General features: G+C 65.2%; 19 protein-coding genes and 1 pseudogene. 5 read left to right on the plus strand and 15 right to left on the minus strand.

Going from position 1 to position 24,527, the window contains the following annotated elements:
• Nucleotides 1-171: 171 nt before the first annotated feature.
• The 6 genes from ACE10X_RS04385 to lepA form a co-directional block, all read right to left on the minus strand.
• The gene (locus ACE10X_RS04385; protein WP_038385022.1) at nucleotides 172-2,139 is read right to left on the minus strand and encodes a methyl-accepting chemotaxis protein; all 1,968 of its coding nucleotides are present in this window, start codon (nucleotides 2,137-2,139) and stop codon (nucleotides 172-174) included.
• A 179-nt stretch (nucleotides 2,140-2,318) separates the two neighbouring features.
• Nucleotides 2,319-3,236: an NADP-dependent oxidoreductase gene (locus ACE10X_RS04390; RefSeq protein ID WP_038385029.1), complete on the minus strand. Its 918-nt coding sequence runs from the start codon at nucleotides 3,234-3,236 to the stop codon at nucleotides 2,319-2,321.
• Nucleotides 3,237-3,632: 396 nt separating this feature from the next.
• Nucleotides 3,633-4,805: an acyl-CoA dehydrogenase family protein gene (locus ACE10X_RS04395; protein ID WP_375764050.1), complete on the minus strand. Its 1,173-nt coding sequence runs from the start codon at nucleotides 4,803-4,805 to the stop codon at nucleotides 3,633-3,635.
• Between the two features lie 142 nt (nucleotides 4,806-4,947).
• The gene (locus tag ACE10X_RS04400; protein ID WP_038385020.1) at nucleotides 4,948-6,174 is read right to left on the minus strand and encodes an MFS transporter; all 1,227 of its coding nucleotides are present in this window, start codon (nucleotides 6,172-6,174) and stop codon (nucleotides 4,948-4,950) included.
• Nucleotides 6,175-6,426: 252 nt separating this feature from the next.
• Complete coding sequence (locus ACE10X_RS04405) at nucleotides 6,427-6,759, minus strand: hypothetical protein (RefSeq protein ID WP_304557457.1); 333 nt, start codon at nucleotides 6,757-6,759, stop codon at nucleotides 6,427-6,429.
• A gap of 100 nt (nucleotides 6,760-6,859) precedes the next feature.
• Nucleotides 6,860-8,671 (minus strand): translation elongation factor 4, encoded by a 1,812-nt coding sequence (gene lepA, locus ACE10X_RS04410; RefSeq protein WP_038385016.1) that lies wholly within the window; start codon nucleotides 8,669-8,671, stop codon nucleotides 6,860-6,862.
• A 228-nt stretch (nucleotides 8,672-8,899) separates the two neighbouring features.
• On the opposite strand from lepA, the gene ACE10X_RS04415 reads away from it, so the two are divergent.
• Nucleotides 8,900-9,121 carry a M15 family metallopeptidase gene (locus ACE10X_RS04415; RefSeq protein WP_244435808.1) on the plus strand — a complete coding sequence of 74 codons (222 nt, stop codon included), beginning with the start codon at nucleotides 8,900-8,902 and terminating at the stop codon, nucleotides 9,119-9,121.
• 109 nt (nucleotides 9,122-9,230) lie between these two features.
• Complete coding sequence (locus ACE10X_RS04420) at nucleotides 9,231-10,844, plus strand: glycosyltransferase family 39 protein (protein ID WP_038385015.1); 1,614 nt, start codon at nucleotides 9,231-9,233, stop codon at nucleotides 10,842-10,844.
• Between the two features lie 185 nt (nucleotides 10,845-11,029).
• Here the strand turns inward: ACE10X_RS04420 and ACE10X_RS04425 are convergent, their stop codons facing one another.
• The 5 genes from ACE10X_RS04425 to ACE10X_RS04445 all read right to left on the minus strand — a co-directional run bounded on the left by ACE10X_RS04425 (nucleotide 11,030) and on the right by ACE10X_RS04445 (nucleotide 15,026).
• Nucleotides 11,030-11,356 (minus strand): HPr family phosphocarrier protein, encoded by a 327-nt coding sequence (locus tag ACE10X_RS04425; protein ID WP_038385014.1) that lies wholly within the window; start codon nucleotides 11,354-11,356, stop codon nucleotides 11,030-11,032.
• Nucleotides 11,353-11,754 (minus strand): PTS sugar transporter subunit IIA, encoded by a 402-nt coding sequence (locus ACE10X_RS04430; RefSeq protein ID WP_021076632.1) that lies wholly within the window; start codon nucleotides 11,752-11,754, stop codon nucleotides 11,353-11,355. The genes ACE10X_RS04425 and ACE10X_RS04430 overlap by 4 nt, the downstream gene beginning before the upstream one ends.
• Nucleotides 11,755-11,968: 214 nt before the next feature.
• Complete coding sequence (locus ACE10X_RS04435) at nucleotides 11,969-12,409, minus strand: HPr kinase/phosphorylase (RefSeq protein WP_028340461.1); 441 nt, start codon at nucleotides 12,407-12,409, stop codon at nucleotides 11,969-11,971.
• On the minus strand, nucleotides 12,406-14,214 hold the full coding sequence (locus ACE10X_RS04440) for a sensor histidine kinase (RefSeq protein WP_038385013.1): 1,809 nt from the start codon (nucleotides 14,212-14,214) through the stop codon (nucleotides 12,406-12,408). The genes ACE10X_RS04435 and ACE10X_RS04440 overlap by 4 nt, the downstream gene beginning before the upstream one ends.
• Before the next feature lie 110 nt (nucleotides 14,215-14,324).
• On the minus strand, nucleotides 14,325-15,026 hold the full coding sequence (locus ACE10X_RS04445) for a response regulator transcription factor (RefSeq protein WP_016843287.1): 702 nt from the start codon (nucleotides 15,024-15,026) through the stop codon (nucleotides 14,325-14,327).
• 241 nt (nucleotides 15,027-15,267) lie between these two features.
• On the opposite strand from ACE10X_RS04445, the gene ACE10X_RS04450 reads away from it, so the two are divergent.
• Together ACE10X_RS04450 and ACE10X_RS04455 are read left to right on the plus strand one after the other, a co-directional pair.
• On the plus strand, nucleotides 15,268-16,002 hold the full coding sequence (locus ACE10X_RS04450; RefSeq protein WP_038385012.1) for a HugZ family protein: 735 nt from the start codon (nucleotides 15,268-15,270) through the stop codon (nucleotides 16,000-16,002).
• 928 nt (nucleotides 16,003-16,930) lie between these two features.
• The gene (locus tag ACE10X_RS04455; RefSeq protein WP_038385011.1) at nucleotides 16,931-18,547 is read left to right on the plus strand and encodes a phosphoenolpyruvate carboxykinase; all 1,617 of its coding nucleotides are present in this window, start codon (nucleotides 16,931-16,933) and stop codon (nucleotides 18,545-18,547) included.
• Between the two features lie 227 nt (nucleotides 18,548-18,774).
• Here ACE10X_RS04455 and rocF read toward each other — a convergent pair whose 3' ends face one another.
• From rocF to ACE10X_RS04470, 3 genes are all read right to left on the minus strand, one after another.
• Nucleotides 18,775-19,752, minus strand: a complete 978-nt coding sequence (gene rocF / locus ACE10X_RS04460) for an arginase (RefSeq protein ID WP_038385010.1) — start codon at nucleotides 19,750-19,752, stop codon at nucleotides 18,775-18,777.
• Between the two features lie 144 nt (nucleotides 19,753-19,896).
• Entirely contained in the window at nucleotides 19,897-20,718 is an 822-nt protein-coding gene (locus ACE10X_RS04465) for an acyl-CoA thioesterase II (RefSeq protein WP_038385009.1), read from the minus strand.
• Nucleotides 20,719-20,853: 135 nt separating this feature from the next.
• Nucleotides 20,854-23,397, minus strand: a complete 2,544-nt coding sequence (locus ACE10X_RS04470) for a glycogen/starch/alpha-glucan phosphorylase (protein ID WP_375764566.1) — start codon at nucleotides 23,395-23,397, stop codon at nucleotides 20,854-20,856.
• Between the two features lie 270 nt (nucleotides 23,398-23,667).
• Between ACE10X_RS04470 and ACE10X_RS04475 the strand changes: the two genes are divergently transcribed.
• On the plus strand, nucleotides 23,668-23,901 hold the full coding sequence (locus tag ACE10X_RS04475; RefSeq protein ID WP_016843279.1) for a hypothetical protein: 234 nt from the start codon (nucleotides 23,668-23,670) through the stop codon (nucleotides 23,899-23,901).
• A gap of 275 nt (nucleotides 23,902-24,176) precedes the next feature.
• Here the strand turns inward: ACE10X_RS04475 and ACE10X_RS04480 are convergent.
• Nucleotides 24,177-24,469 (minus strand): annotated as a pseudogene (locus ACE10X_RS04480) (GIY-YIG nuclease family protein).
• Nucleotides 24,470-24,527 lie beyond the last annotated feature (58 nt).

Consider the following 24,527-nt stretch of genomic DNA (forward strand, 5'->3'; position numbering starts at 1 on the left):
GTCCCGTCATCCTGAGGAGCCGCGTAGCGGCGTCTCGAAGGATGGATCGGCCCCGCCGGTGGCCGTCGACCCTTCGAGGGTCGCTGAAGAAGCGGCAACCTCCAGCGACAAAGGCGAAGCCTTTGCGCGGGGGTGACGGATGACGGGTATTGTGCCTATGACAAGGCAAGATCAGGCCGCGTTGCGCAGTCCGGCGAGGAAGGTGTCGACGCTGTGCGACAGCGCGGCAGCGTGATCGCCGAGCTGGCCGGACGTATCCAGCACATTGCCGGTGAGGGCCCGCGACTGGCCGGCGGCCTCGCTCGCGCCCGCGATATTGGCGGAGACCTCGACGGTCCCGGTGGACGCCTGCTGCACGCTGCGGGCAATCTCCCGCGTCGCCGAGTCCTGCTGCTCGACGGCGGCCGCGATCGCGGTGGCGATACCCGAGATCTCGCGGATGGTGCCGCTGATGTCGCCGATCGCGCTGACGCAGTTGCCGGTGGCGGACTGGATCGCGCCGACCTGGCCGGCGATCTCCTCGGTCGCCTTCGCGGTCTGGCTCGCCAGGTCCTTGACCTCGGCGGCGACCACGGCAAAGCCGCGACCGGCCTCGCCGGCGCGCGCGGCCTCGATGGTGGCGTTGAGGGCCAGCAGATTGGTCTGGCTCGCGATCGCGCTGATCAGGCGCAGCACGTCGCCGATCTTCTCCGCCGATGCGGCAAGGCTCGTCACCATCTCGGTGGTCTCCATGGCCTTGGTCACGGCGCTGTCGGCGACGCGGCTGGAATGGGTGACCTGGCGGCCGATCTCGGTGATCGACGACGCCAGCTCTTCGGTTGCGGCGGCGACCGCGTTGACGCTGGCGGAGGCTTCCTCGGACGCGGCGGCTGCCGCCGAGGTCCGTTCGGAGGCGCCGTTGACGCTGGCCGTGATCTCGTTGGCGACGCGCTGCATGTCGCCCGAGGACCGTGCGACGGCGGCGACCATGCCCTTGACGTCGGCTTCGAAACGGTCGGCCATCTGCCGCTGCAATTGCTGCTTGTCGGCCTCCGCCTTCACCTTGTCGGCCTCCTGCGCCTCGCGCAGCGAGGAGGTTTCGACCATGCTGCGGCGGAACACGTCGACCGCCTTCGCCATCGTGCCGAGCTCGTCGCGGCGCTCGCTGCCGGGAATCGTGACGCTGGTGTCGCCGCTGGACAGGCGGTTCATGACGGCGGTGATCGCGGTGAGCGGCCGTGACAGGCCGCGGCCGAGCAGGAACGCGAGCAGCACGGCTGCGGCCAGGATCGCGACCGTGCCGAGGATCAGATTGCGCTGCGCGCTCGCCGCGGCGGCTTCATAGTCGCTGGTGTCCTTGACGATCTCGAGCACGGCGACCGGCTCGCCGGCATAGTTCTTGATCTGGCCGAGATAGAGCTCCACCGCATGGCCGTCGAGAACGGCGTCGCGCAGCAGCGCCGAACCGTTCATGACCCGCTTGAGCTCGTCCTGGGTCGCGACCGCGGTGTCGCCGAAGGTCGAGGACAGCCGCTTGAAGCTCTGGCCGTCGAAGGAATGCACCGCGAGGTCGATGCCGAAGCGCTTCTTGGCGCGGTCGACGAATTCCTTGCCGAAGGCGGCGCCGACGTCGACATTGGCCAGCGTCTTGCCCTCGTGCATGATCGGGGTCATGCCGAAGATCGAAAGCGCTTCGCGGCCGGGCTCGACGCCGACGATCGGCTTGCCGGTCCTGTTCGATTCCACCACCGTCGTGCGCCGCGTCGAGGCGTCGTCGCCGAAAGTCTTCGGCGCGTGGACCCGGTAGAAGCTGGTCGCCGGGGGCTGCCAGAACGAGATCAGCGGGATGCCCTGCGCCTTCATCGACGCCCAGGAGGCGCCGAGCAGCCTTCCGAGGCCGTCGCGGTCGCCCTTGGCGATGGCATCCTCGACCGGCGGCAGAGCGGCGATGACAGCCGAGACCGCGAGCGCGGCGCGCCCCTCGTAGTCGATGGCTGCAATCACGCTGTCATATTGCAGCTTGAGCTGCTGATCGAGCGCGAGCCGCGTCAGCGCCCGCTGCTGGCTGATGGAGAAGCCGCCGAGGATGGCGCAGGCGACCGCGACAGTCAGCGAAATCGCCAGAATGAGGCGGGCGGCAATCGATCGAAGCGTGAACATGGGACCAGCGGAACTCCAGGCATTAGCGCCGTCCGCAAATTCCCAGAAAAAGCTTAACAACCGGATGTTGCGCCGCCGGTATTCGTGCCGAGACCGGTGTCGCCGGTGCTACTTTCGTACTGTTCAACGTCTGGCCTGACAGGGCCGGCCAGCTGCGCGCATCAATAGGCATGTGTCGCTCAGGGGCGAACGCGGATGATCGTACTCCCTTTGCTTCGCGCGGTCGGATTTAAGGAGGCGACGGCCTCGTCGAGAGTCGAGATGTTGCCGATGTTCGTCCGCAGGCGTCCGTCCCGCACCCGCTGGACGATCTCAGTCAGTTGGGAACGATCGGACTCGACGACGAAGTCGACCGCCAGGCCGTCGGAGGGTCGCGCCTCGGCCGGCCCAACGACCGTCACCAGTGTTCCTCCGCCTTGAATCAGTTTTACCGACCGCTTCTGGATTTCACCGCCAATGACGTCGAACACCAGATCGACTTTACCGACGTCCTCAAGGACGTCGTTGTCGAGATCGACGAACTCCTGCGCGCCGAAGTCGAGCACAGTCTGACGGTCGGCGGACCGCCCGGAGCCGATGACATACGCGCCGGCCTCTCGTGCGAGTTGCGTCACCATCGACCCGACTGCGCCGGCCGCGCCGTGTGCGAGGACGCTCTGCCCCGCCTGGAGGCGGCCGTGCTGGAATAGCCCTTGCCATGCCGTCAGGCCCGAGACCGGAAGGCTTGCGCCCGTTGTGAAGTCGACGTCGCCCGGAAGCGGCGCGAGGTTGCGTGCCTCGATCGCCACATACTCGGCCAGCGTGCCGTCGCGATACCAGTCCGCTAGACCGAACACCCGCTGTCCCACCGACAGCCTTGTAGTGCCATATCCGAGAGCGGTGACCACTCCGGCCAGCTCGTGCCCCGGGATCGACGGTGTTCGGTCACGATCGAGGCGATCGGTCCAGGTCGAGGGCCACGCCAGCTCAGTCGGGACAAATCTCGACGCATAAACCTGAACGACGACGTCGTTTATCGCTGCCTGCGGCTCGGGCCGGTCCACCAGCTTCATCCCGGCCGTTCCCGCGGCTTGGTCCGTTACAACGATCGCCTTCATGGGAATACTCCTTGCCTCTTGGTGGAACTGCTGCAGAGCGGGCGGACGCGCCGACTTTCCAACAACTGCCAAGGCAGTTCGGTTGCTTAATGCCAACGAATAGATGCGCTGCGCCGGCTCATAAAACAGCACCAAGATTGCGAATTTTGGCTGTACCAAGCGCGACGGCTGCCCCCTGCGAGCTCAATGCGCTATCGCACCGCTGAAAAATTCGGGCAGTCGACAGAATCCTTTTTGCACAGTCGGGGACAGAAATTTAGATTGCGAGGGCCGCCAGGCGTCATGCCCACTGTTGGCCCAAAACCGACGTGCCGTGGTCACCCGGAGATATCAGGTTTTAGGGAAGTAGAACCGACATGGCGGATTTACGGGTACACGCCCTGGTTCAATCTGACTTCATCGCGTCGTCGGCGGAGCGCCGAGATTGCCCGCCAGGATCGCCTTGCCGGCGTCCTCATACTGCGTGTCGCGGGCCTGGATTTGCTGCGCGATCGCGTGCATGTCGCGAAAGCGCCGCTCGAACGGGTTCTTGGCGAACACCGCGGTTGCTCCCGACATGTGATAGGCGATGTCGACCACCGCGGCGGACTGGTGGATGGTCCAGGTCGAGGCGATGCGGATTGCGACGCGATGCGCCTCGGTGATGGGATCGCCGCGGACGAGATCGCTCCAGACGTCGTGGGCCGTCGCGTACAGATAGGCGCGCGCGGCGCGCAGGCTCGCCTCGGTGCGGCCGATCTGGCCCTGCACGGCATTGTTGTCGCGCATCGCCTTGAGACCTTGCGGGGTCTTGCCGCGGGCAAGCTCGGTCGCCGCATCCAGCATGGCGCGCGCGACGCCGAGCGAGGTGGCGGCAAAGCCCATGCTGAACACCATGTTGGTGGAGAGCTTGTAGAGCGGACCCGGCTCGCGGCACGCACTGGGATCGTCGCGCAGCGCGGCGAACTTTTCCGGAATGAAGAGATTGTCGACCGAATAGGAATCGGTGCCGGTGCCTTTGAGGCCGATCACGTCCCAGACGTCGTACATCGTAGCCTGCGACATCGGGAACAGGATGGTGCGGATCTCCGGCGCGCCGTCGGCCTTCCGGCGCGGCGAGCCGTCGGCTTCGACGACACGGACATGGGCGCCGAGCCAGCTCGCCTGCCGCGAGCCCGAGGCAAAATCCCAGCGCGCGCTGGCGCGGTAGCCGCCGGGCTCGGCACGGACCTCATGGGCGATCGCGCCCCAGGCGAGGATGCCGGGTGCGGTGTTGAAGATCTCGTGGGCCGCGTCGGGCTCGAGATAGGCCGCGGTCATGGCGCAGACGCTGCACTGGCCGAGGCACCACGCCGTGGATGCATCGGCCATGGCGATCTCCTCCTGCATCTGCATGAACGCGTCCAGCGTCGCCTCGGCGCCGCCAAAACGCTTCGGCAGCAGCGCGCGATAGAGTCCGTTCTCGACCAAGGCCGCGGTGACGGATGGCGTCAGCCGCCGCGTCCGTTCGATCTCGTCGGCTTCGCTTGTGATCAGCGGCGCCAGCGCGCGCGCCCGCTCGACAAGGTCGAATCCCTGCGGCTTGTTCATGCGTGTCCTCGGCGCCTTCTGTCATTCTTGTTGGGCGGGTGCGTAATGGTGACGCATCCGGGAAAGGAGGGCAAGGCGGGGCAGCGCCGATGCAGATCAGCCATCCATCACCGGCGCGCGCGAACGATGAACGCCGCCGCGCTCAGGCGGCAGCGCGGCCGAGATCGAGCGACGGCTGGCGCTTGGTCGAAAAACTCAACGCCACCGCAACCGCGGCGAGACCGATCGCGAAGGAACCGGCGTGCAGCCACGTATAGCCGTGGAACGTGTCGAACACGTAACCGCCGGCCCACGGCCCGAGCGCCATGCCGAGGCTCGCAAAGGCCGACACCGCGCCGAACACCGTGCCCATGATGCGCGCGCCGAAGAACTCGCGCACCAGCACGGCGTAGAGCGGCATCACGCCGCCATAGGCGAGGCCGAACACGACAGACAGCGCGTAGAATTCGCCGAGCTGCGCGACCGCGAGATAAGTCGCGATCGACAATGCCTGCACCAGGAGACCGCCGACCAGCACCGGCTTGGCGCCGAGCCGGTCGGCGAGCACGCCGAGCAGCAGCCGGCCGCCGAGCCCGGAGAAGCCGGCGAGGCTGTAGACCGTGACCGCGGTGAGCGGCGCGATGCCGCAGACCATGGCGTAGGACACCATGTGGAAGATCGGCCCGGAATGCGCCGCGCAGCAGGCGAAATGCGCCAGCGCCAGCGTGATGAATTGCGGCGTGCGCAGCGCCTGCGCTGCGGTCCATTCGGTTTGCGGCGCGTTCGCGGCGGTCGGGATTGCGACATCCGTTCCCTGCGGCGCCGGGCGCACCAGGAACGACGCGGGGATCAAGAGCGCCCATGCGGCGATGCCGATCACGAGCATCGCGAAGCGCCAGTCATAGGCCGTGATCAGCCAGCTTGCCGACGGCGCGACGGTCAGCGGCGACACGCCCATGCCGGCCGACACCAGCGCGACGGCGAGGCTGCGATGCTTGTCGATCCAGGCACTGGCGAGCGCCATCATCGGCGCATAGAAGCTGCCGGCCGCGATCCCGATCAGCACGCCGAAGCACAGCTGGAATTGCCACAGGCTCTGCGCCTGGCTTGCCGTCACGAGGCCAAGCCCGAGCAGCAGGCTGCCCGCCAGCACCACGACGCGGGTGCCGAAGCGGTCGGACAGCGCGCCCCAGGCGAACGCCGCAAAACCCATGCAGAGGAAATCCAGCGTCGCCGCCGCCGAGATGCCGGCGCGCGACCAGCCCATCGCATCCGAGATCGGTTGCAGGAACACCGCGAGCGACAGCATGGTGCCGAAGCCGACGCAGGTCATCAGCGCGCCCGCGCCGACGACGACCCAGCCATAATCGAACCGAGCGGCCTTGCTCATGCGTTTCCCCGGCGCTGTTGTTGTTGTGGTGCGCGCAGGGAAGATGGTGGCCTATCCGAGGTCCAGGGGCAACATGACGGGCAACATGCCTCGCATTCCGGGATCAGCGGATTGTGAGTTGCGTGCGCAAGATGTCGCAGCGAGGCGCGGCTAGAGCCTTTTCCGTTCCGATAGAATCGGAACGGGGCTCTAGATTCTTGCTTTGACGCGTTTTCTTCACGCGAACCGGGAGCCACTTCGCTCGAAAACGCTCTACCCGCACTGCCAGGCCCGCCCGATCGGCGTCCAGGTCCAGCACGGACCAAAGCTGCCGCCATTGTAGCGGCCGCGATAGAATCCGGGGCGGCCGAAATAGTACCAATCCCCGCCATACCAATATTGCGGCGAATAGTCCGGGTAGCCGCGCGCGGCGCCGCGCGGGCCGAACACCGGAATGGTTTGGTTCGGCGGCTGCCGGTAGCCGGGCAGGAAGCCATAGCCATGCCAGCGAGTGCTGCCATGCCGCTTCTTCGAGGAAGCGGCCGAGCTCAGGTCCGGCTGCAGCAGTGCGAGGATGACGATCGAGAAGGAGAGGATGCGCAACATGATCGCACTCTAGTCGGAGCGCGATGCAGTGGCGATTCAAATCATGGTGCGTTTTGTTGCTGGGACAAGAATGCGCAACAGTCGCGCCGGCGGCGCCGCCTCAGCTATCCACCTTGAGCGCGGCGATGAAGGCTTCCTGCGGGATGTCGACCTTGCCGAACTGCCGCATCTTCTTCTTGCCTTCCTTCTGCTTCTCCAGAAGCTTGCGTTTGCGCGTGATGTCGCCGCCGTAGCACTTCGCGGTCACGTCCTTGCGCAGTGCGCGGACGGTTTCGCGCGCGATCACCTTGCCGCCGATCGCCGCCTGGATCGGGATCTGGAACATGTGCGGCGGGATCAACTCCTTCATCTTCTCGACCATGGCGCGGCCGCGGCCCTCGGCGCGGGTGCGATGCACCAGCATCGACAGCGCGTCGACCGGCTCGGCGTTGACCAGGATCTGCATCTTGACCAGGTCGGCCGGCTTGTAGTCGGTCAGATGATAGTCGAACGAGGCGTAGCCCTTGGAGACCGACTTCAGGCGATCGTAGAAGTCGAACACCACTTCGTTGAGCGGCAGGTCGTATTTCACCATCGCGCGGGAGCCGACATAAGTGAGCTCCTTCTGCGAGCCGCGGCGGTCCTGGCACAGCTTCAGCACGCTGCCGAGATACTCGTCGGGGGTGAGGATCGTGGCCTCGATCCACGGCTCCTCGATCTCGGCGATCTTGACCACGTCGGGCATGTCGACCGGGTTGTGTATCTCGAGCTCGGTGCCGTCGGTCAGCTTCATCTTGTAGATCACGCTCGGCGCGGTCGCGATCAGATTGAGGTCGAATTCGCGCGACAGCCGCTCCTGGATGATTTCCAGGTGCAGCAGGCCGAGGAAGCCGCAGCGGAAGCCGAAGCCGAGCGCGGCGGAGGTTTCCATCTCGTAGGAGAAGCTGGCGTCGTTCAGCCGCAGCTTGCCCATCGCCGCGCGGAGCGTTTCGAAGTCGTTGGCGTCGACCGGGAACAGGCCGCAGAACACGACCGGAATCGCCGGCTTGAAGCCCGGCAGCATCTCGCTGATCGGCTTCCTGTCATCGGTGATGGTGTCGCCGACGCGGGTGTCGGCGACTTCCTTGATCGCCGCGGTGATGAAGCCGATCTCGCCAGGGCCGAGCTCCTCGACCTGCTCCATCTTCGGCGTGAAGAAGCCGACGCGCTCGATGTCGTAGGCGGCGCCGGTGCCCATCATGCGGATGCGGCTCCCTTTCTTCATCACGCCGTCGACGACGCGGATCAGCACGACCACGCCGAGATAGACGTCGTACCAGCTGTCGACCAGCAGCGCCTTCAGGGTCGCGTCGCGGTCGCCCTTCGGCGGCGGCAGGCGGGTGACGATCGCTTCCAGCACGTCGGGTACGCCGACGCCGGTCTTGGCCGAGATCATCACGGCGTCGGACGCATCGATGCCGATCACGTCCTCGATCTGCTGCTTGACCTTCTCGGGCTCGGCGGCGGGCAGATCGACCTTGTTCAGGACCGGCACGATCTCGTGATTGTTGTCGAGCGCCTGATAGACATTGGCGAGCGTCTGCGCCTCGACGCCCTGGCTGGCGTCGACCACGAGCAGGGAACCCTCGCAGGCTGCCAGCGACCGCGAGACCTCGTAGGCGAAGTCGACATGGCCGGGCGTGTCCATCAGGTTGAAGATGTAATTCTTGCCGTCCTTGGCGCGGTAGTTCAGCCGGACGGTCTGCGCCTTGATGGTGATGCCGCGCTCGCGCTCGATATCCATCGAATCGAGCACCTGCTCCTTGCCCGCCATTTCACGATCCGACAGGCCGCCCGTCATCTGGATCAGGCGGTCGGCAAGGGTCGATTTGCCATGGTCGATATGGGCGACGATGGAGAAGTTGCGGATGTTCGAAATCGGGGCAGTTGTCATGGGCGCGGGATAGCATCCGCACCCCCGCGCGGGCAACCAAATTGCGGTATTTCGCAGGGGTGTGACGGCGAATCACGGCGCCGTTTCCGGCAGGGTTGCCGTGACCGATTTCCGGGCATGTTCCTGCCAGGTCTTTCGGCCCGAAAATCGTCTTTCGCCTTGCCGGCACCGGGCGGATGAGCATGCATGGCGACGCCGCCGCCATCGACCTCAACCTGAAAGTTTCGAATGATCGGCTGTGGCCGGCAAGGGCAAGACATCCCCTGCAAGAACCGGATGCCGCGCGAGATCGTCGACATCTTCGCGCGCCACGGCTTCATCTGGGGCGGCAAGCGGTGTCACTACGATACCATGCATCTCGAGTCCCGGCCGGACTTCCCGGAAAGTGAATCCGCTGGCTGGAGGCGTTCTCACGCCAAGCTGATTTCACTGGCCACAAAAACGCGCTAAAGCGCGCTGAAATGCAGATGAGCACCATCTGCGTTTCCGCTTCCATTCGGGCATGATCCTTCCGGGAAACCGCTTTCCACTTTTCCGGGGCATGCCTCAGGCACAGGCCATGTCGACCGCCTCCACGCTCCCCGCCGCCCGGCGCACCAACCGCAAGCTGACGATCCGGCGGATCGCCGCCTGGATCGCCTCGCGCGCCACCGATTCCAGGACCAGCCTGTGGTTCGTGATCGGCTTCGCGCTGGTTCATGCGGTGCTGTGGACGCTGATCCTGGTCAAGCTCAAGGCCGCGCAGGACATCCATATGGATGTTGCGGAAGCCTATGCATGGGGCCAGCGCTTCCTGCTTGGCTACGGCAAGCACCCGCCGCTGTCGGGCTGGATCGCCGGGGTCTGGTTCAGGATTTTTCCCGTTACCAACTGGTCGACCTATGCGCTTGCGATGACGACGGTCAGCTTCGCGCTGGTGGTGTGCTGGCTGATCGCGCTGCGCGTCGTCGATCGCCGCCGCGCGTTCTTCATGGTGGTGATGCTCGCGCTCTACCCGATCTTCAATTTCAAGGGCTTCAAATACAACGCCGATCTCGCGCAGCTGGTGCCGCTGCCGCTGCTGGTGCTGGCCTATCTGAACGCGTTCGAGAAGCGCAGCTTCAAATCGGGTCTCTGGCTCGGCTTTGCCGGCATGCTGGCGCTGATGACCAAGTACTGGGTGGTGACGATGATCGGCGCGGTCGGGCTCGCCGCGCTGATCCATCCGCAACGGACGCAATTCCTGCGCTCGCCGGCGCCATGGGTTGCGATCGGCACGATGGCGGTGGCGATGATTCCGCATCTGGTGTGGCTGGAGGAGGTGGACTTCGTGCCGTTCACCTATGCCGGTGACGTCTACGCGCTGTCGAGCCGCGCACTCAATGTGCAGCTCGTGATCGGCTATGTCGTGCACAATGTCGGGCTGCTCGCGATTCCCGTCGTGCTGGGCCTTGTGGCGCTGCTGCTGGGCTCGGTGCCGTGGCGTCCGTCGGACGTGCTGGCGCGGATCTGGTCGCGCGGACCCAATCCGGCCGTCAACCTTCCGCAGGCGCTCAACGTCTGGATCATCCAGCTGATCGTCGCGATCGGGCCGCCGCTCGGCGCGCTGGCATTCACCGTCTATATCAAGACCGATTGGGGCATCCCGCTGTTCTTCCTGGTGCCGCTTGCGCTGGTCGCGATCCCCTCGCTCCGCTTTCCGCGCATGGCGCTGTTCTCGATCACCGCGATCTGGTTCGTGGCCACGGTTGTCACGCTGATCGCCGCGCCCAGCATCGCGACGCAGGAGATCGCGTCCAACCATATCGGCGGCTCGACCTATGCCGCGCGCTCCGAGCTCGCGCGCGAACTCACCCAGACCTGGCAGGACAGATTCCATTCGCGCTGGGCCGTGGTCGTCGCGCGGTCCGATATCGGCGAGCCGATGACGTTCTACAGTCCGGATCATCCGGCATCGCTGGTGCCGGGCGAAGCCTGGTCGTCGGGGCTGACGTCGCTCGACGAAGCCAAGCGTCTCGGCTTCATCGGCGTCTGCGACACCACCGATCCGGTGTTCCTGAAGCCCTGTGAGGCGTGGATGGCGGAGCACGCCAAGGATGCCGAGCCGCTGGTGATGACCACCATGCGCTTCTTCAACGGCCATCCCGGTCCGTCGACGGTGTGGAAGGTCTATCTGGTGCCGCCGGCGAAGTAGTTTCCTTTTACCTCGCCCCGCTTGCGGGGAGAGGTCGGATCGCATCGAATGATGCGATCCGGGTGAGGGGGTACAGGTCTATCGATAGACTGCCATGGTGGTTAGAGCCCCTCACCCCAACCCTCTCCCCGCAAGGGCGGGGCGAGGGAGCGGACCGCTTCCGCGGCGGGAGAGGATGACTGCACTTACGTGCCTTCCTCGTTGAACTTGCTGGCGACGAGTTCGGCGATGGCGTCGAGTGCTTGCTGCGCTTCCTCGCCCTTTGCTGAGACCACGACCGTGGTGCCGGGCCCGGCGGCGAGCATCATCAGGCCCATGATCGAGGTGCCGCCGACGGTCTCGGTGCCGCGGGTGACCCAGATCTCGGCGTTGAAGCGCTCGACCAACTGGACGAACTTGGCCGATGCCCGCGCATGCAGGCCGCGCTTGTTGACGATCAGCAGCTCGCGGGAAATGGCGCCCGCTGGCACGCCCGGGCCGATCTGATTTCCGCCCGGAGCCTCGTCGCTCATTTGCCTGCGAGAACGCGGCTGGCGATGGTCACGTATTTGCGGCCGGCTTCCTGGGCCATCGCGATCGCGTCGGGCAGCGAACGCTCCTCGCGAACCTTGGCAAGCTTGACCAGCATGGGAAGGTTGATGCCTGCGAGCACTTCCACCTTCGGGCGGCTCATGCAGGAGATCGCAAGGTTGGACGGCGTGCCGCCAAACATGTCGGTGAGAATCGCAACGCCGTCGCCGCTATCGACGCGGTTCACCGCCTCGATGATGTCGCTTCGACAGAGATCGGAATCGTCCTCGGCCCCGATCGTAATCGCTTCAATTTGTTTCTGCGGACCCATGACGTGTTCGAGCGCCGCTCTGAACTCGTCGGCAAGGCGCCCATGGGTCACCAGCACTAGACCAATCATCGGAAACTCCTCGCGGGCGCCCTTTGGTGCACCGCACGAACGCGCCACTTTGACCATCCAGAGGCCCTGCGCAAGAGGGCATCTTGGCTAGTCTCCCGGTTCCTGGCGGTAGAGAGGGGAGGCTGCGCCGGCAAAATCCGACGCGATAGTGGATGTGATATGGTTACCAATTCCCTTCCCACAATTGGCCGCAAGATTACGGGAACATGAACTTTCAGGTTGTCGTCAGCGCAGCGACAACCAGCGGCAGGGGTTGGAAGCCGATGCCGACGGGAATTCGCGGTATTGAAACACCATTAAGGCGAATCGTGAGCGCTTCGGGCGACGGCAGCCGCTCGGCGTCGTCAGCGGCGAGGTCGACGATCAGCCCCACCACGGCCTCGCCTGCGAACGGACAATGGCGGATTCCGAGGCCTCGGATCTCGATCAGACCGGCCAATTGCTGAACCGGACGAACCCACAATTGTTCGCCGGCTGTGTCGAGATGGACACGGTCATCCCCCACCAAAATGGCCGGCGGAAGCGCTCCGGTGCGCCCGGCGAGAATCAGGTCGAAGGCGAGACGCGACTTGCCGGCGCCCGACGGGCCGCGGATCAGCACCGCACGCTCGCCGACCAGAACGGCGGATGCGTGCACGCTCGAATTGTCGCTCATAGTGTTGGCAGCCTGACCACGAAACGCGCGCCGGCGACGGTGGGCTTGCCGTCTGCGTCCGCAGGGCCAAAGCGGTTCTCGGCCCAGATGCGTCCGCCATGTGCTTCGATGATCTGCTTGGAGATCGAAAGCCCGAGGCCGGAGTTCTGGCCAAAACCCTGGTGCGGCCGGTCGGTGTAGAAGCGCTCGAAGATCCGCTCCAGCGCGTCCTCGCCGATGCCGGGCCCGTCATCGTCGACCACGATCTCGACCTCGCCGCGGCTGCGGCGGCAGACGATGCGCACCTTGTCGCCCGGCTTGGAGAATGATTGCGCGTTCGACAGCAGGTTCGAGATCACCTGGCCGAGCCGTGAATCATGGCCGGGCACCGACAGCGTATCGGTCGGTCCGCGGCCCTCGAAGCGGGCTTCGACGGCGACGTCGTGGCCGAGCCTTGTCTCGTTGGCGACGCCGGTCAGCGTCGTCAGCAGCCGCCGCAGATCGACCGGCGCCATGTCCTGGCGCTGCAATTCGGCATCGAGCCGGCTGGCGTCGGAGATATCGGAGATCAGGCGGTCGAGCCGCCTGACGTCATGCTCGATCACGGCGAGCAGCCGCGCGCGGCTGTTCTCGTTACGCGCCAAAGGCAGCGTCTCGACCGCGGAGCGCAGCGAGGTCAGCGGGTTCTTCAGCTCATGGGCGACGTCGGCGGCGAACATCTCGATCGCCTCGATGCGGCTGTAGAGCGCGTTGGTCATGTCGCGCAGCGCGCCGGAGAGATGGCCGATCTCGTCGCGGCGCCCCGTGAAGTCGGGAATCTCGACGCGGGTCTGGATGCGGTGGCGGACGCGCTCGGCGCCGTCGGCGAGCCGCCGCACCGGGCCTGCGATCGTGCTCGCCAACAGCAGCGACAGCATGATCATGACGGCGGAGGCGACCCCGCCGATCTTGAGGATGGCGAGGCGCTCGGACATCACCAGCTGGTCGATGTCGTCGCCCTGGGTGGTCAGCATCAACGCGCCGCGCACGGCGCGAAAATGCTGCACCGGGACCGCAACCGACACGATGATCGCGCCGCGTTCGGTGACGCGCACCGCGCTGCCCTTCATGCCCTCGAGCGATTGCGCGACTTCGGAATAGCCCTTGCCGCCTTCGGGACCGAGCTCGCGGTAGATCGGCAGGTCGCCGCGGTTGAGCCAGGTCTTAATCGTGGCCTTGGTCTTCTCATACAGCGACGGCTTCTCCGACGGCGGCGGCAGCTCCATGCGCAGCACGTCGCCGCGCGCGAACAGATTGCGGCTGTCGAGGATCAGCCCGCCGTCGCGGTCGAAGATGCGGGCCCGCGTCTTGGTCGGTGCGATCAGGCGGCGCAGGACCGGCGCGACCCGCTCGGGATTGATCGGGAAGTCCGCCGATTCATCCGGCTGGCCATAACTTTCGCCGGGCTTGAGGTCGAGCAGGCGGTCGGGATCGATGGTGACGGTATTGCCTTCGACGGTCGCCGACGCCGCGATCGCCTCAGAGATGATCTCGGCATAGACCAGGAGGCTCTGCGTGCGCGCCTCGATCAGGCCGGCGCGGAACTGCGACAGATAGAGGATGCTGGCGACCAGCGCGACGAGGCCGGCAAGGTTGAGCGAGACGATGCGGCGCGTCAGGCTCGAGAACGACAGCGCGAAGAAGAACTGGCCGGCGCGGCGCAGCCAGCCGAGCGGACGGCGCCAGCCCTTGTCCTGCGCCAATTCGTCGGCCACGGCCTCCTGATCGAGGAGCTGCGACGCGTCCTCGGTGTTTTGGCCTTGCTCGAGCTGCGTTCGATCAAGCACTGGCAAAGCTGCCGGTTGGTATGGATGTCGTCCCGCGAAGCAGACAATCGCCCGAGCTTACCCCAGCCGTGCGGAGCCTGTCAGTTAACAAGCCGCTCCGGAAGTGCAGATCAGGCTTCCTTGAAGCGATAGCCGACGCCGTACAGCGTCTCGATCATCTCGAAGTCGTCGTCGACCACCTTGAACTTCTTGCGCAGCCGCTTGATGTGGCTGTCGATGGTGCGATCGTCGACATAGACCTGGTCGTCATAGGCCGCGTCCATCAGCGCGTTGCGGCTCTTCACGACGCCGGGGCGGGTGGCGAGCGCCTGCAGGATCAGGAATTCGGTCACGGTGAGCGTCACCGGCTCGTTCTTCCAGGTGCAGGTGTGGCGCTCCGGATCCATCCGCAGCAGGCCGCGGTCGAGTGCGCGGGCGTCGGGCTCCTTCGGCGCGGCGGTCGGATCCTTCGGCTGGCCGCGGCGGAGCACGGCCTTGACCCGCTCGACCAACAGGCGCTGCGAGAACGGCTTGCGGATGAAATCGTCGGCGCCCATTTTCAGGCCGAACAATTCGTCGATCTCCTCATCCTTCGAGGTGAGGAAGATCACCGGCAGGTCGGACTTCTGGCGCAGCCGGCGCAGCGTTTCCATGCCGTCCATGCGCGGCATCTTGATATCGAGGATCGCAAGATCGGGCGGCGACGTGCGAAACCCATCCAGCGCCGACGCACCGTCCGTGTAGGTCATGATGCGATAGCCTTCGGCTTCGAGCGCGATCGAAACCGAAGTGAGAATGTTGCGGTCGTCGTCGACCAGGGCGATTGTGGGCATGTGCTGCTTTCACAATGAGAGTGGCTTAGACGGCGGGCACTCTGGCGACGCGCCGTAGAATTGGGCTTCGAACGCGGTCAACGAGCAATGCAAGCTGGGCTGAAGTGTGACCGAGTTCCGCAAAAATCCGCTTCTGCGACCCACGCGATGGGTCCCCATATAGCACCCTTGGACCATGAGAAAAGGCCCTTTTTTCATAGGGAACCCGCCCGATTCGTCCATAAAATGACCCGATAGGCCCATGCAACCGACCGCCGACTTCGATCCTGCCCACCTTGCCCGCTCGCTGCTCCACCGCAGCCGCCAGGGCGCCCTCGCCACGTTGATGGCCGGCACCGGCGATCCCTATTGCTCGCTGGTCAATCTGGCCAGCCATCCCGACGGCTCGCCGATCCTGCTGATTTCCCGGCTGGCGCTGCATACCAAGAACATCCTGGCCGATCACCGGGTGTCGCTGATGCTGGACGAGCGCGCCGAGGGCGATCCGCTGGAGGGCGCCAGGATCATGCTGGCCGGTCAGGCGGAGGAGGTCGCCGAGGCCGGGCGGGAGCTCGTCCGCGGGCGCTATCTCGGTGCCCATCCGTCAGCGGAAGCCTTTGTGGAATTTAAGGATTTTTCGTTCTTCCGGATCAAGCCGAGCGGTGCCCATCTGGTCGCCGGGTTCGGCCGCATCGTCGACCTCAAACCCGCGCAATTCCTGACCGATCTCGGGGGCGCCGAGGAGCTGCTCGAAGCCGAGCCCGGCGCGGTGGCGCATATGAACGAGGATCACCGCGAGGCCATGAACCTCTACGCCACGCGGCTGCTCGGTGCGGAAAGTGCCGAATGGCTCTGCACCGGCTGCGACCCCGACGGCATGGACATGCAGGCCGGCCGCGACACGCTGCGGCTGGATTTCCCCGAGCGCGTCACCACCGGCACCGAGCTGCGCAAGATGCTGGTGCGGCTCGCCGGCGAGGCGCGCGCCAAGGAATAGGAAGCGATAGGGGAAAACCACCTGTCCGCACGGCGGTGCTGCGGCCGTGGCGAGGCATGGTGTCGCACGGCCGCGGCGGCGCGATTGCGCGGTCGTCGAGGCGAGCTGTCCTTCAACCGCGCGTCGCTTGCTGTTTGCGCAAGGTTTGACAGCGCGATCATTTCGCGCCAGCGCGTCTCGTCATCGCCCGTCGGCTCGATGTGCGTGCAAGAATGTCCGGCGCGGCTGCCTCGGAAAATCATCCGGATCGCGATGTCGACCGCTATGACGCCCGCATGCGACCGCGCTGATTGCGTTACCATCGCTGGCCAGGTCAGCGACCGTCTCGCCGCCGAAAGCCACGCGTTGCGGAACATTCACCGCAGTTGAGCATTGATACAGTCGGGCTTCGACGAAGGCGTGTTGAGCGCAATCGAAGCTGCTCGTCAGCAGCTCTCATCTGCCAGCTCAATGCCGATCAGGTGGTGCCGCGTGCAACACGATGGTGGTCATGCTCGGCTCTGCAGCGCTGCGTCAATGCGCGGCGGCTCATCTCAACGACACATCCTCAGCGCGAAATGCATACCCGGCATTCTCCGCGCCGTTCGCCTCGATCGGCGAAGGCGCCGCCCGCCGGCTGGCACTTTTTGTGCATCGCAAAGCTCCGTGCGCGGCGGGAAAGGCGACGAAACGTCGCCCGACTGCTGGCAAAACAACGAGAAAACGAAAGCAAGACGAAAGGGTTTCGCGCTGCGGTATTTGCGCCAGATGATGGGCCTGCCTTGGAATCAGCCAAAAGCCGTTCGATTGGCTTGGCAAGCCCGGCGATCCCCACTATTAGGTCGCCGGACCGAAGCCGAGAGGCTATATTCTGATCACGGTCACCGCGGCGGGGCGCGACTAGCGATATTCGCGCGAACAAGGATACGCGGGTTCGAGGAGGTTCTTCGTGCAAGAGACGGGCGTGCATAACGGTGCCTTCGGCGCCGACAAATTCGGCTTAAAAAATCTCAAGAGCGTGCATTGGAATTATGGCGCGCCTCAGCTTTACGAGCATTCGCTGCGTAATGGCGAAGCGGTGCTGTCGGCCGATGGCGCGCTTTGCGCGGATACCGGTGAGTTCACCGGCCGCAGTCCGAAGGACAAGTTCACGGTCCGCGACGGCCTGACCGACAAGAGCATGTGGTGGGCCGGCAACCAGTCGATCACCTCGGAGCAGTTCGCTGCGCTTCATGCCGACTTCCTCAAGCATGCCGAAGGCATGACGCTGTTCGCGCAGGACCTCTACGGCGGCGCCGATCCGAAGCATCGCATCAAGACCCGCGTCTTCACCGAGCTTGCCTGGCACTCGCTGTTCATCCGCACGCTTCTCATTCGCCCCGAGGCGTCGGAGCTCGCGAGCTTCGTGCCCGAACTCACGATCATCGACCTGCCGAGCTTCCGCGCCGATCCGAAGCGTCACGGCTGCAAGTCGGAGAACGTCGTCGCGATCGATTTCGCCCGCAAGATCGTCCTGATCGGCGGCTCGCAATATGCGGGCGAGATGAAGAAGAGCGTGTTCACCACGCTGAACTTCTATCTGCCCGAGAAGGGCGTGATGCCGATGCACTGCTCGGCCAATGTCGGCGCCGACGGCGACACCGCGATCTTCTTCGGCCTGTCCGGCACCGGCAAGACCACGCTCTCGGCCGATCCCAAGCGCACGCTGATCGGCGATGACGAGCATGGCTGGAGCGAGGACGGCGTCTTCAATTTCGAAGGCGGCTGCTACGCCAAGTGCATCAAGCTGTCCGGCGAAGCCGAGCCGGAAATCTACGCCGCCAGCAAGCGCTTCGGCGCGGTGCTGGAAAACGTCGTGCTCGGCGCCAATGATCGCGTGCCCGATTTCGACGATGGCTCGAAGACCGAGAACACCCGCTCGGCCTATCCGCTCGATTTCATCCCGAACGCCTCGCGCACCGGCTGCGCGCCGCATCCGAAGAACGTCGTGATGCTCGCCGCCGACGCCTTCGGCGTGATGCCGCCGATCGCCAAGCTGACGCCGGCGCAGGCGATGTATCACTTCCTGTCCGGCTACACCGCGAAGGTCGCCGGCACCGAGCGCGGCCTTGGCAACGAGCCGCAGCCGGAATTCTCCACCTGCTTCGGTTCGCCGTTCCTGCCGCGCGATCCGTCGGTCTACGGCAATATGCTGCGCGAGCTGATCGCCAAGCACAATGTCGATTGCTGGCTGGTCAACACCGGCTGGACCGGCGGCAAATACGGCACCGGCCGTCGCATGCCGATCAAGGTGACCCGCGCGCTGCTCACCGCGGCGCTGAACGGCTCGCTCCGCAACGCCGACTTCCGCACCGACAAGTATTTCGGCTTCGCGGTGCCGACCTCGCTGCCGGGCGTCGAGCCGCACATCCTCGATCCGATCAAGACCTGGGCCGACAAGGTCGAGTTCGACAAGACCGCGCGTGCGCTGGTCGGCATGTTCCAGAAGAACTTCTCCAAGTTCGAAGCGCAGGTCGACGCCGAAGTCCGCGCCGCCGCACCGGAAGTGAAGCTGGCGGCGGAGTAAGCCGCGCAAGCGATACGCGATTTGAAAAGGCGGCCCCCGTGGCCGCCTTTTTGTTTTGATGCCTGGCGAGCGCGCGCGACTGCTAATTCCGTCACCCTGAGGAGCGCGCAGCGCGCGCGTCTCGAAGGGTCGACGGCCACCAGCCGGGCCGTGCATCCTTCGAGGCTCGCTCCGCTCGCACCTCAGGATGACGGGACGGGGCGGAGCGGAGCGCGCTTCGCGACTCGCTACTCCCCCATCTCCGGCAGCACGGCGTTGCTCGGCGTCTGGCGGTCGGTGATCTGCAGGCCGAACAGGCTGCCGATCAATTCGACGGCGACGCGCGCGGTGCGCCCGCGCTCGTCGAGGAAGGGATTGAGCTCGACGATGTCGAGCGAGCGCACCAGCCCGGAATCGTGCAGCAGCTCCATGATGAGATGGGCTTCCCGATAGGTCGCGCCGCCCGGCACCGTGGTGCCGACGCCGGGCGCCACCGCCGGATCGAGGAAGTCGACATCGAACGAGACGTGCAGCACGCCGTTCTTCGCCCTGACGCGTTCGATGACGCGGCGCGTGAGCACCGCGACGCCGAACTCGTCGATCTGGCGCATGTCCGCGATCGACACGTTGCGCTGCCGCAGCAGCTTGCGCTCCAGCGGATCGACCGAGCGCGTGCCGATCAGGTCGAGCTGATCGGGCGGGATCGAGGCGCGCGGCAGCCCGCCGAGCAAATCGTCGAGACCGGGCTCGCCGCACAGGAACGCAGCCGACATGCCGTGCATGTTGCCGGTGATGGTGGTGGCCGGCGTGTTGTAGTCGGCATGCGCGTCGACCCACAGCGCAAACAGCGGCCGGCCCTTTTCCTGCCAGTAGCGTGCGACGCCGTTGATCGACCCCATCGACAATGAATGATCGCCGCCCATGAAGATCGGGATCGCGCCGGAATGCGCCAGCCAATAGGCTCGCTCGGTGAGCGCACGGGTCCAGGTCTTCACTTCGTCATAGAACCTGGTGTTGGCCGGCACCGGGCCGTCGGCGACGACCTGCGGGATCGCAAGGTTGCCGTGGTCGTCGACCTGGAAGTCGAGCTGCTCGAGCAGGCGCGCGATGCCGGCGGTGCGCAGCGCGTCCGGTCCCATCAGCGGGCCGGCCTGCGACGCGCCGATCTCGATGGGAACGCCAAGCAGGGCGATGCGCGAGGGCTTTGAAGTGTCGGCTTCGGACATGCAGCAGTGCTCCCAAAGGTGTGGAACAGAAGCGACGTGCCAATGTTCCCTCAACCCTTGAAATAGGCAATGCAGTCGTAACAGACCAATGTGGATATTTGGCTACGGCTCCACGCGTGCCGGTGGCCGATCCGCTCGATACGCTTACGCCTTGAAGTAAGCGATCTGCGTCGTGGTCGCGAGCAGCCGGCCGGAAGGCGACCACAATTCGCCGTGCTGGTCGCCGTAGCTCTTGTGGAAGGTCTTGGCGTCGGCTGTGGCGAGCACGCGGGTGGTGTCCTCCGCGTCCAGGTCGGCGGCGTCGGCGTGGAAATAGGTCGTCAGCGACACGGTGCCGAACGGCACCAGCTCGTGCCTTGCGTGGAAGATGCGGCCGAAGAACGCGTCCGACATCGACATCAACGACAGCGCATCGAGCTTGCGCGGCACACGGTCGGCGATCCAGAGCTTTGAATAGGGGCTCGACGGCTGTTTCGCGCCGCCGCCGCCGGCGAACTTCGGCTCGCCCTCGGCGAAGCGGAAATCGTACTGGTTGGCCCAGGTCATCTTGAGCTTCGGAAAGGAGCGCAGCTCTTCGAACGGCACGGCGCCCGGAAACCCGGCGGGCTGGTGCGACCAGGACGGGCGGCGCTCGGCGAACACGGCGGTCGCCAGCGTCGCGACCTCGCCGCCGCCCTGCGTCATCTCGACCGACCAGTGCTGGCTCGAGCGGTTGGCCTTGACCAGGCGGACATCGAGATCGAACACGCCCTCGGCGACAGGCGCGCAGTAGTTGACCGTCAGCGCCAGCGGATCGCCCGCGCGCTGCGGGTGCTGCATCAGCGCGCGCAGGATCGTCGCGGCCGTGCAGCCGCCGAACGGGCCGACGAACGCCCAGTAATCCGGGCTGGTCCGTCCCTGCCAGCGGCTGTCGCCGGCGGTCACGGCGGTTGCTTCATCGAAAAGGTGCGGGGTCTTGGTGAGCATGCGGATCTTTCAATATCGACTGGCGCTTCCGTATCGCCATACGCAATGACGAGCAATGACGTCCGTCATGCAATATCGCGAGCAATTGCGTTGATTTCAATGACGTCGGGCGTAATCGATTTCCGCGTCCCGGGATTATCCCTTCGCCTCGCGCTGGGCGCCGAGCTGCGGCGAGGCGCCCGGATGCACCGGCACGTGCCAGATGTCCTCGGCATATTCGCGGATGGTGCGGTCGGAGGAGAACCAGGCCATGCGCGCGACATTGAGGATCGAGGCGCGGGTCCAGGCGGAAGGCACGCGCCAGCGGGCATCGATGCCGCGCTGCGCGTCGTAGTAGGAATCGAAATCGGCCGAGACCATGTAGTGATCGAGATAACGCAGCGCGTGCCCGATCGAGGCGAAGCGTGCGGGATCGCCGGGCGAGAACTCGCCGCTCTCGATGGCGCGGATCGCGCGCTCCAGCCGTGGCGAGTTGCGGATCGCGTCGCTGGCGTCCAATCCCTGCTTGCGGCGGACCATGACGTCGCCGGCCTCGAGGCCGAAGATCGCGATGTTCTCCTCGCCGACATTGTCGCGGATCTCGATATTGGCGCCGTCGAGCGTGCCGATCGTCAGTGCGCCGTTCAGCGCGAGCTTCATGTTGCCGGTGCCGGAGGCCTCCATGCCGGCGGTCGAAATCTGCTCGGAGAGATCGGCGGCCGGAATGATCACCTCGGCGAGGCTGACATTGTAGTCGGCGAGAAAGGCGACCTTCAGCCTGCCGCCGAGCGAAGCGTCGTTGTTGACGACCTCGGCGACGTCGTTGATCAGCTTGATGATCAGCTTGGCGTAGCGATAGCTCGCCGCCGCCTTGCCGGCGAAGATTTTCACGCGCGGCACCCAGTCGCGCCGCGGATCGTCCTTCATCGCGTGGTACAGCGCGATCGTCTCCAGGATGTTGAGCAGCTGCCGCTTGTATTCGTGGATGCGCTTGATCTGGACGTCGAACAGCGCCGAGGGATCGACCTGGATGCCATTGCGCTCGCGGATCAGCCGCGCCAGCGCCAGCTTGTTGTGATGCTTGACGTCGCGAAAGCGCTTCTGGAATTCCAGATCGCTCGAATGGGTCTCGAGCCGCTCGAGCAGCGAGAAGTCGTCGAGCACGGCCTCGCCGCAGGTTTCGCGCAGCAGCGCGGTCAGCCGCGGGTTGGCCAGCATCAGCCAGCGGCGGAAGGTGATGCCGTTGGTCTTGTTGGTGATGCGCGATGGATAGAGATGATGCAGGTCGTGGAACACGGTCTCCTTCATCAGGTCGGAATGCATCGCGGAGACGCCGTTGATGCGATGCGAGCCGACGAAGGCGAGCTGGCCCATCCGCACGCGGCGGCCGCTGCGCTCGTCGATCAGCGAGACCGAGGCGCGATATTCGATGTCGCCGGGGAAGCGTTCCTCGGCGAGCGCAAGATGGGCCACATTGATGCGGTAGATGATCTCGAGATGCCGCGGCAGCAGCCGCTCGAACAATTCGACCGGCCAGGTCTCGAGCGCCTCGGGCAGCAGCGTGTGGTTGGTGTAGGACAGCGTCGCGACCGTGATCTTCCAGGCCTCGTCCCAGCGGAAATTGTGCAGGTCGACCAGGATGCGCATCAGCTCGGTGACCGCAAGGCTCGGATGGGTGTCGTTGAGCTGCACCGCCGCCTTCTGCGCGAGGTTGCGCAGGCCGCCGTCGGAGGCGAGATGCCGCTTCACGAGATCCTGCAACGAGGCCGAGACGAAGAAATATTCCTGGCGCAGCCGGAGCTCGCGGCCCGCCGCGCTCTCGTCGTTCGGATACAGGAATTTGCAGATCGCTTCCGCGCGGGCCTGCTCGGCGCTGGCCGAGACGTAGTCGCCGGTGTTGAAGACGTCGAGCTCGAGCGGGTCGGGCGCATGCGCCGACCACAGGCGGAGCGCGTTGACGTGCTGGCCGCGCCAGCCGACGATCGGCGTGTCGTAGGCCATGGCCTCGACGGTTTCCGCCGGGTGCCAGGTGGCGCGGTCGCGGCCGCGATCGTCGACATGCTCGACATGGCCGCCGAAGTGAACGTTGTAGACCACCTCCGGCCGCTGGAATTCCCAGGGATTGCCGAAGGCGAGCCACTCGTCGGGATATTCCTGCTGCCAGCCATGGTTCATGATCTGGCGGAACAGCCCGAAATCGTAGCGGATGCCGTAGCCGGTCGCGGGGATCGCCAACGTCGCCATGCTCTCCATGAAGCAGGCCGCAAGCCGGCCGAGGCCGCCATTGCCGAGCGCCGCATCCGGCTCGCATTTGCGCAGGTCCGAGAGATCGACGCCGAGGTCGCCGAGCGCCGCCTCGAACAGCGGCAGCAGTCCCATATTGTTGAGCGCGTCGGTGAACAGGCGCCCGATCAGGAACTCGAGCGAGAGATAATAGACGCGTTTGGCGCCGGCGTCGTAGCTCTGCTTCTCGGCCGTCAGCCAGTGGTGCACGATGCGGTCGCGCAGCGTCAGCGCCGCGGCCTTGTACCAGTCGCGTCTGGTCGCAACGGTGGCGTCCTTGCCGATCGCAAGCCGGAGCTTGGCCAGGATCGCGCTCTTGATCTCGGTCAGCGCCAGCTCATCGATCGGCTGGTTCAATGCCGGGTAGTTTGTCTGTTCCTGCAACGCGCCCAATCCCTGCCGTTCGAACCGGAACATGATGCGATGATGCGCATCATGACCCCATCTCATTGGTGGAGCATGGTTCCCCCGGAAATCCTGGTTCCGCGGCCTTCCGATCACGCTCCGGCGCAATGATACCCGCGTTGCTTGGCAATCGAAACCGTCAGGGACGATGCCATACACAGCGCTGCCGTGATTTTATGCAAGGACCGGGCCGCTTCGGGAACCTTCCGGACCAGCCGTCATGGGTGCTACGATGGCGCTGCAGAAGCCGGGATTTCGCGACAATTGACCGGAGGATGCGTGATGAGACTCTTGATCGAGATCGCGGCCGCGGCGTTGCTCGTGGTGTGCATCACGGCGACCAGCGCAGCCGATGCAGCGGGCAGACCGGGCCGCAGCGCCGACGGCCTGAGTTGCGGCTTCAGCGTGGCGCAGAACGCATCGCCCGCCGCGCGCTGCGCCGCCATCAAGCGGCAATGCGGCGGCAAGTTCTACGCAAATGCCTGCGGCGACAAGCTGCTCTCGGCGGCGAATTGAGCGGCCGCGCAACGGGCTTTCACGCGCAATCCGAAACACCGTGGTGATACGGATTTCCAAGGCTTAACGGAGCGTTTACAAACACAGCTGTCGCTCGTGGGGCGGGCACATTTTTCAGCTCCGACGCATTTCATTCCGAAGCCATTTTCAACGGGCCGCTGACCTGGTCAGCGGCCCGAATTGCTTTGGGGGCAGCTTATGCGTGACAGAGCGATGATGCTCGCTCGCGCCTCAGTCGTCGTCCTGGCGAAAGCCAGGACCCATTACCCCAATAGTCAGATGAGGCCGGACAGGTCGTTCCAATCCGGATTTTCTGCTTCGATCAGCTTGATCTTCCAATCGCGCTTCCAGAACTTCAGCTGCTTCTCGCGTGCGATCGCTTCCTGCGGCGAGGCGAATTCCTCGACATGAACGAGGCGAATATTTTGTACTTCAGCACAAATCTGGAGCCTCGCCCGGAACGGTGCAATTCAAGCCGCGCGCCGACATCGTTGGTGACCCCGATATAGATCGTGCCGTGATGCCGGCTTGCGAGGATGTAGACGTAATAGCTGCCAGCGGTGCTCATTCGTGGCCCAAGCTCGCGAGATGTCGGCCTATTGGGGTTGGGTCCTGGCTTTCACCAG

It is taken from the genome of Bradyrhizobium sp. Pha-3, assembly GCF_042258325.1.
GTDB classification, from domain to species: Bacteria; Pseudomonadota; Alphaproteobacteria; order Rhizobiales; family Xanthobacteraceae; genus Bradyrhizobium; species Bradyrhizobium elkanii.

Bases quoted from the DNA above. Each gene is read 5' to 3' on its own strand.
- ACE10X_RS04405 (WP_304557457.1), bottom strand. From the start codon at position 6,759: ATGTTGCGCATCCTCTCCTTCTCGATCGTCATCCTCGCACTGCTGCAG.
- rocF (WP_038385010.1), bottom strand. From the start codon at position 19,752: ATGTCCGAAGCCGACACTTCAAAGCCCTCGCGCATCGCCCTGCTTGGC.
- ACE10X_RS04475 (WP_016843279.1), top strand. From the start codon at position 23,668: ATGAGACTCTTGATCGAGATCGCGGCCGCGGCGTTGCTCGTGGTGTGC.
- ACE10X_RS04435 (WP_028340461.1), bottom strand. From the start codon at position 12,409: ATGAGCGACAATTCGAGCGTGCACGCATCCGCCGTTCTGGTCGGCGAG.
- ACE10X_RS04385 (WP_038385022.1), bottom strand. From the start codon at position 2,139: ATGTTCACGCTTCGATCGATTGCCGCCCGCCTCATTCTGGCGATTTCG.
- ACE10X_RS04400 (WP_038385020.1), bottom strand. From the start codon at position 6,174: ATGAGCAAGGCCGCTCGGTTCGATTATGGCTGGGTCGTCGTCGGCGCG.
- ACE10X_RS04470 (WP_375764566.1), bottom strand. From the start codon at position 23,397: ATGTTCCGGTTCGAACGGCAGGGATTGGGCGCGTTGCAGGAACAGACA.
- ACE10X_RS04395 (WP_375764050.1), bottom strand. From the start codon at position 4,805: ATGAACAAGCCGCAGGGATTCGACCTTGTCGAGCGGGCGCGCGCGCTG.
- ACE10X_RS04450 (WP_038385012.1), top strand. From the start codon at position 15,268: ATGCAACCGACCGCCGACTTCGATCCTGCCCACCTTGCCCGCTCGCTG.
- ACE10X_RS04445 (WP_016843287.1), bottom strand. From the start codon at position 15,026: ATGCCCACAATCGCCCTGGTCGACGACGACCGCAACATTCTCACTTCG.
- ACE10X_RS04425 (WP_038385014.1), bottom strand. From the start codon at position 11,356: ATGAGCGACGAGGCTCCGGGCGGAAATCAGATCGGCCCGGGCGTGCCA.
- ACE10X_RS04415 (WP_244435808.1), top strand. From the start codon at position 8,900: ATGATCGGCTGTGGCCGGCAAGGGCAAGACATCCCCTGCAAGAACCGG.
- ACE10X_RS04430 (WP_021076632.1), bottom strand. From the start codon at position 11,754: ATGATTGGTCTAGTGCTGGTGACCCATGGGCGCCTTGCCGACGAGTTC.
- ACE10X_RS04465 (WP_038385009.1), bottom strand. From the start codon at position 20,718: ATGCTCACCAAGACCCCGCACCTTTTCGATGAAGCAACCGCCGTGACC.
- lepA (WP_038385016.1), bottom strand. From the start codon at position 8,671: ATGACAACTGCCCCGATTTCGAACATCCGCAACTTCTCCATCGTCGCC.
- ACE10X_RS04390 (WP_038385029.1), bottom strand. From the start codon at position 3,236: ATGAAGGCGATCGTTGTAACGGACCAAGCCGCGGGAACGGCCGGGATG.
- ACE10X_RS04420 (WP_038385015.1), top strand. From the start codon at position 9,231: ATGTCGACCGCCTCCACGCTCCCCGCCGCCCGGCGCACCAACCGCAAG.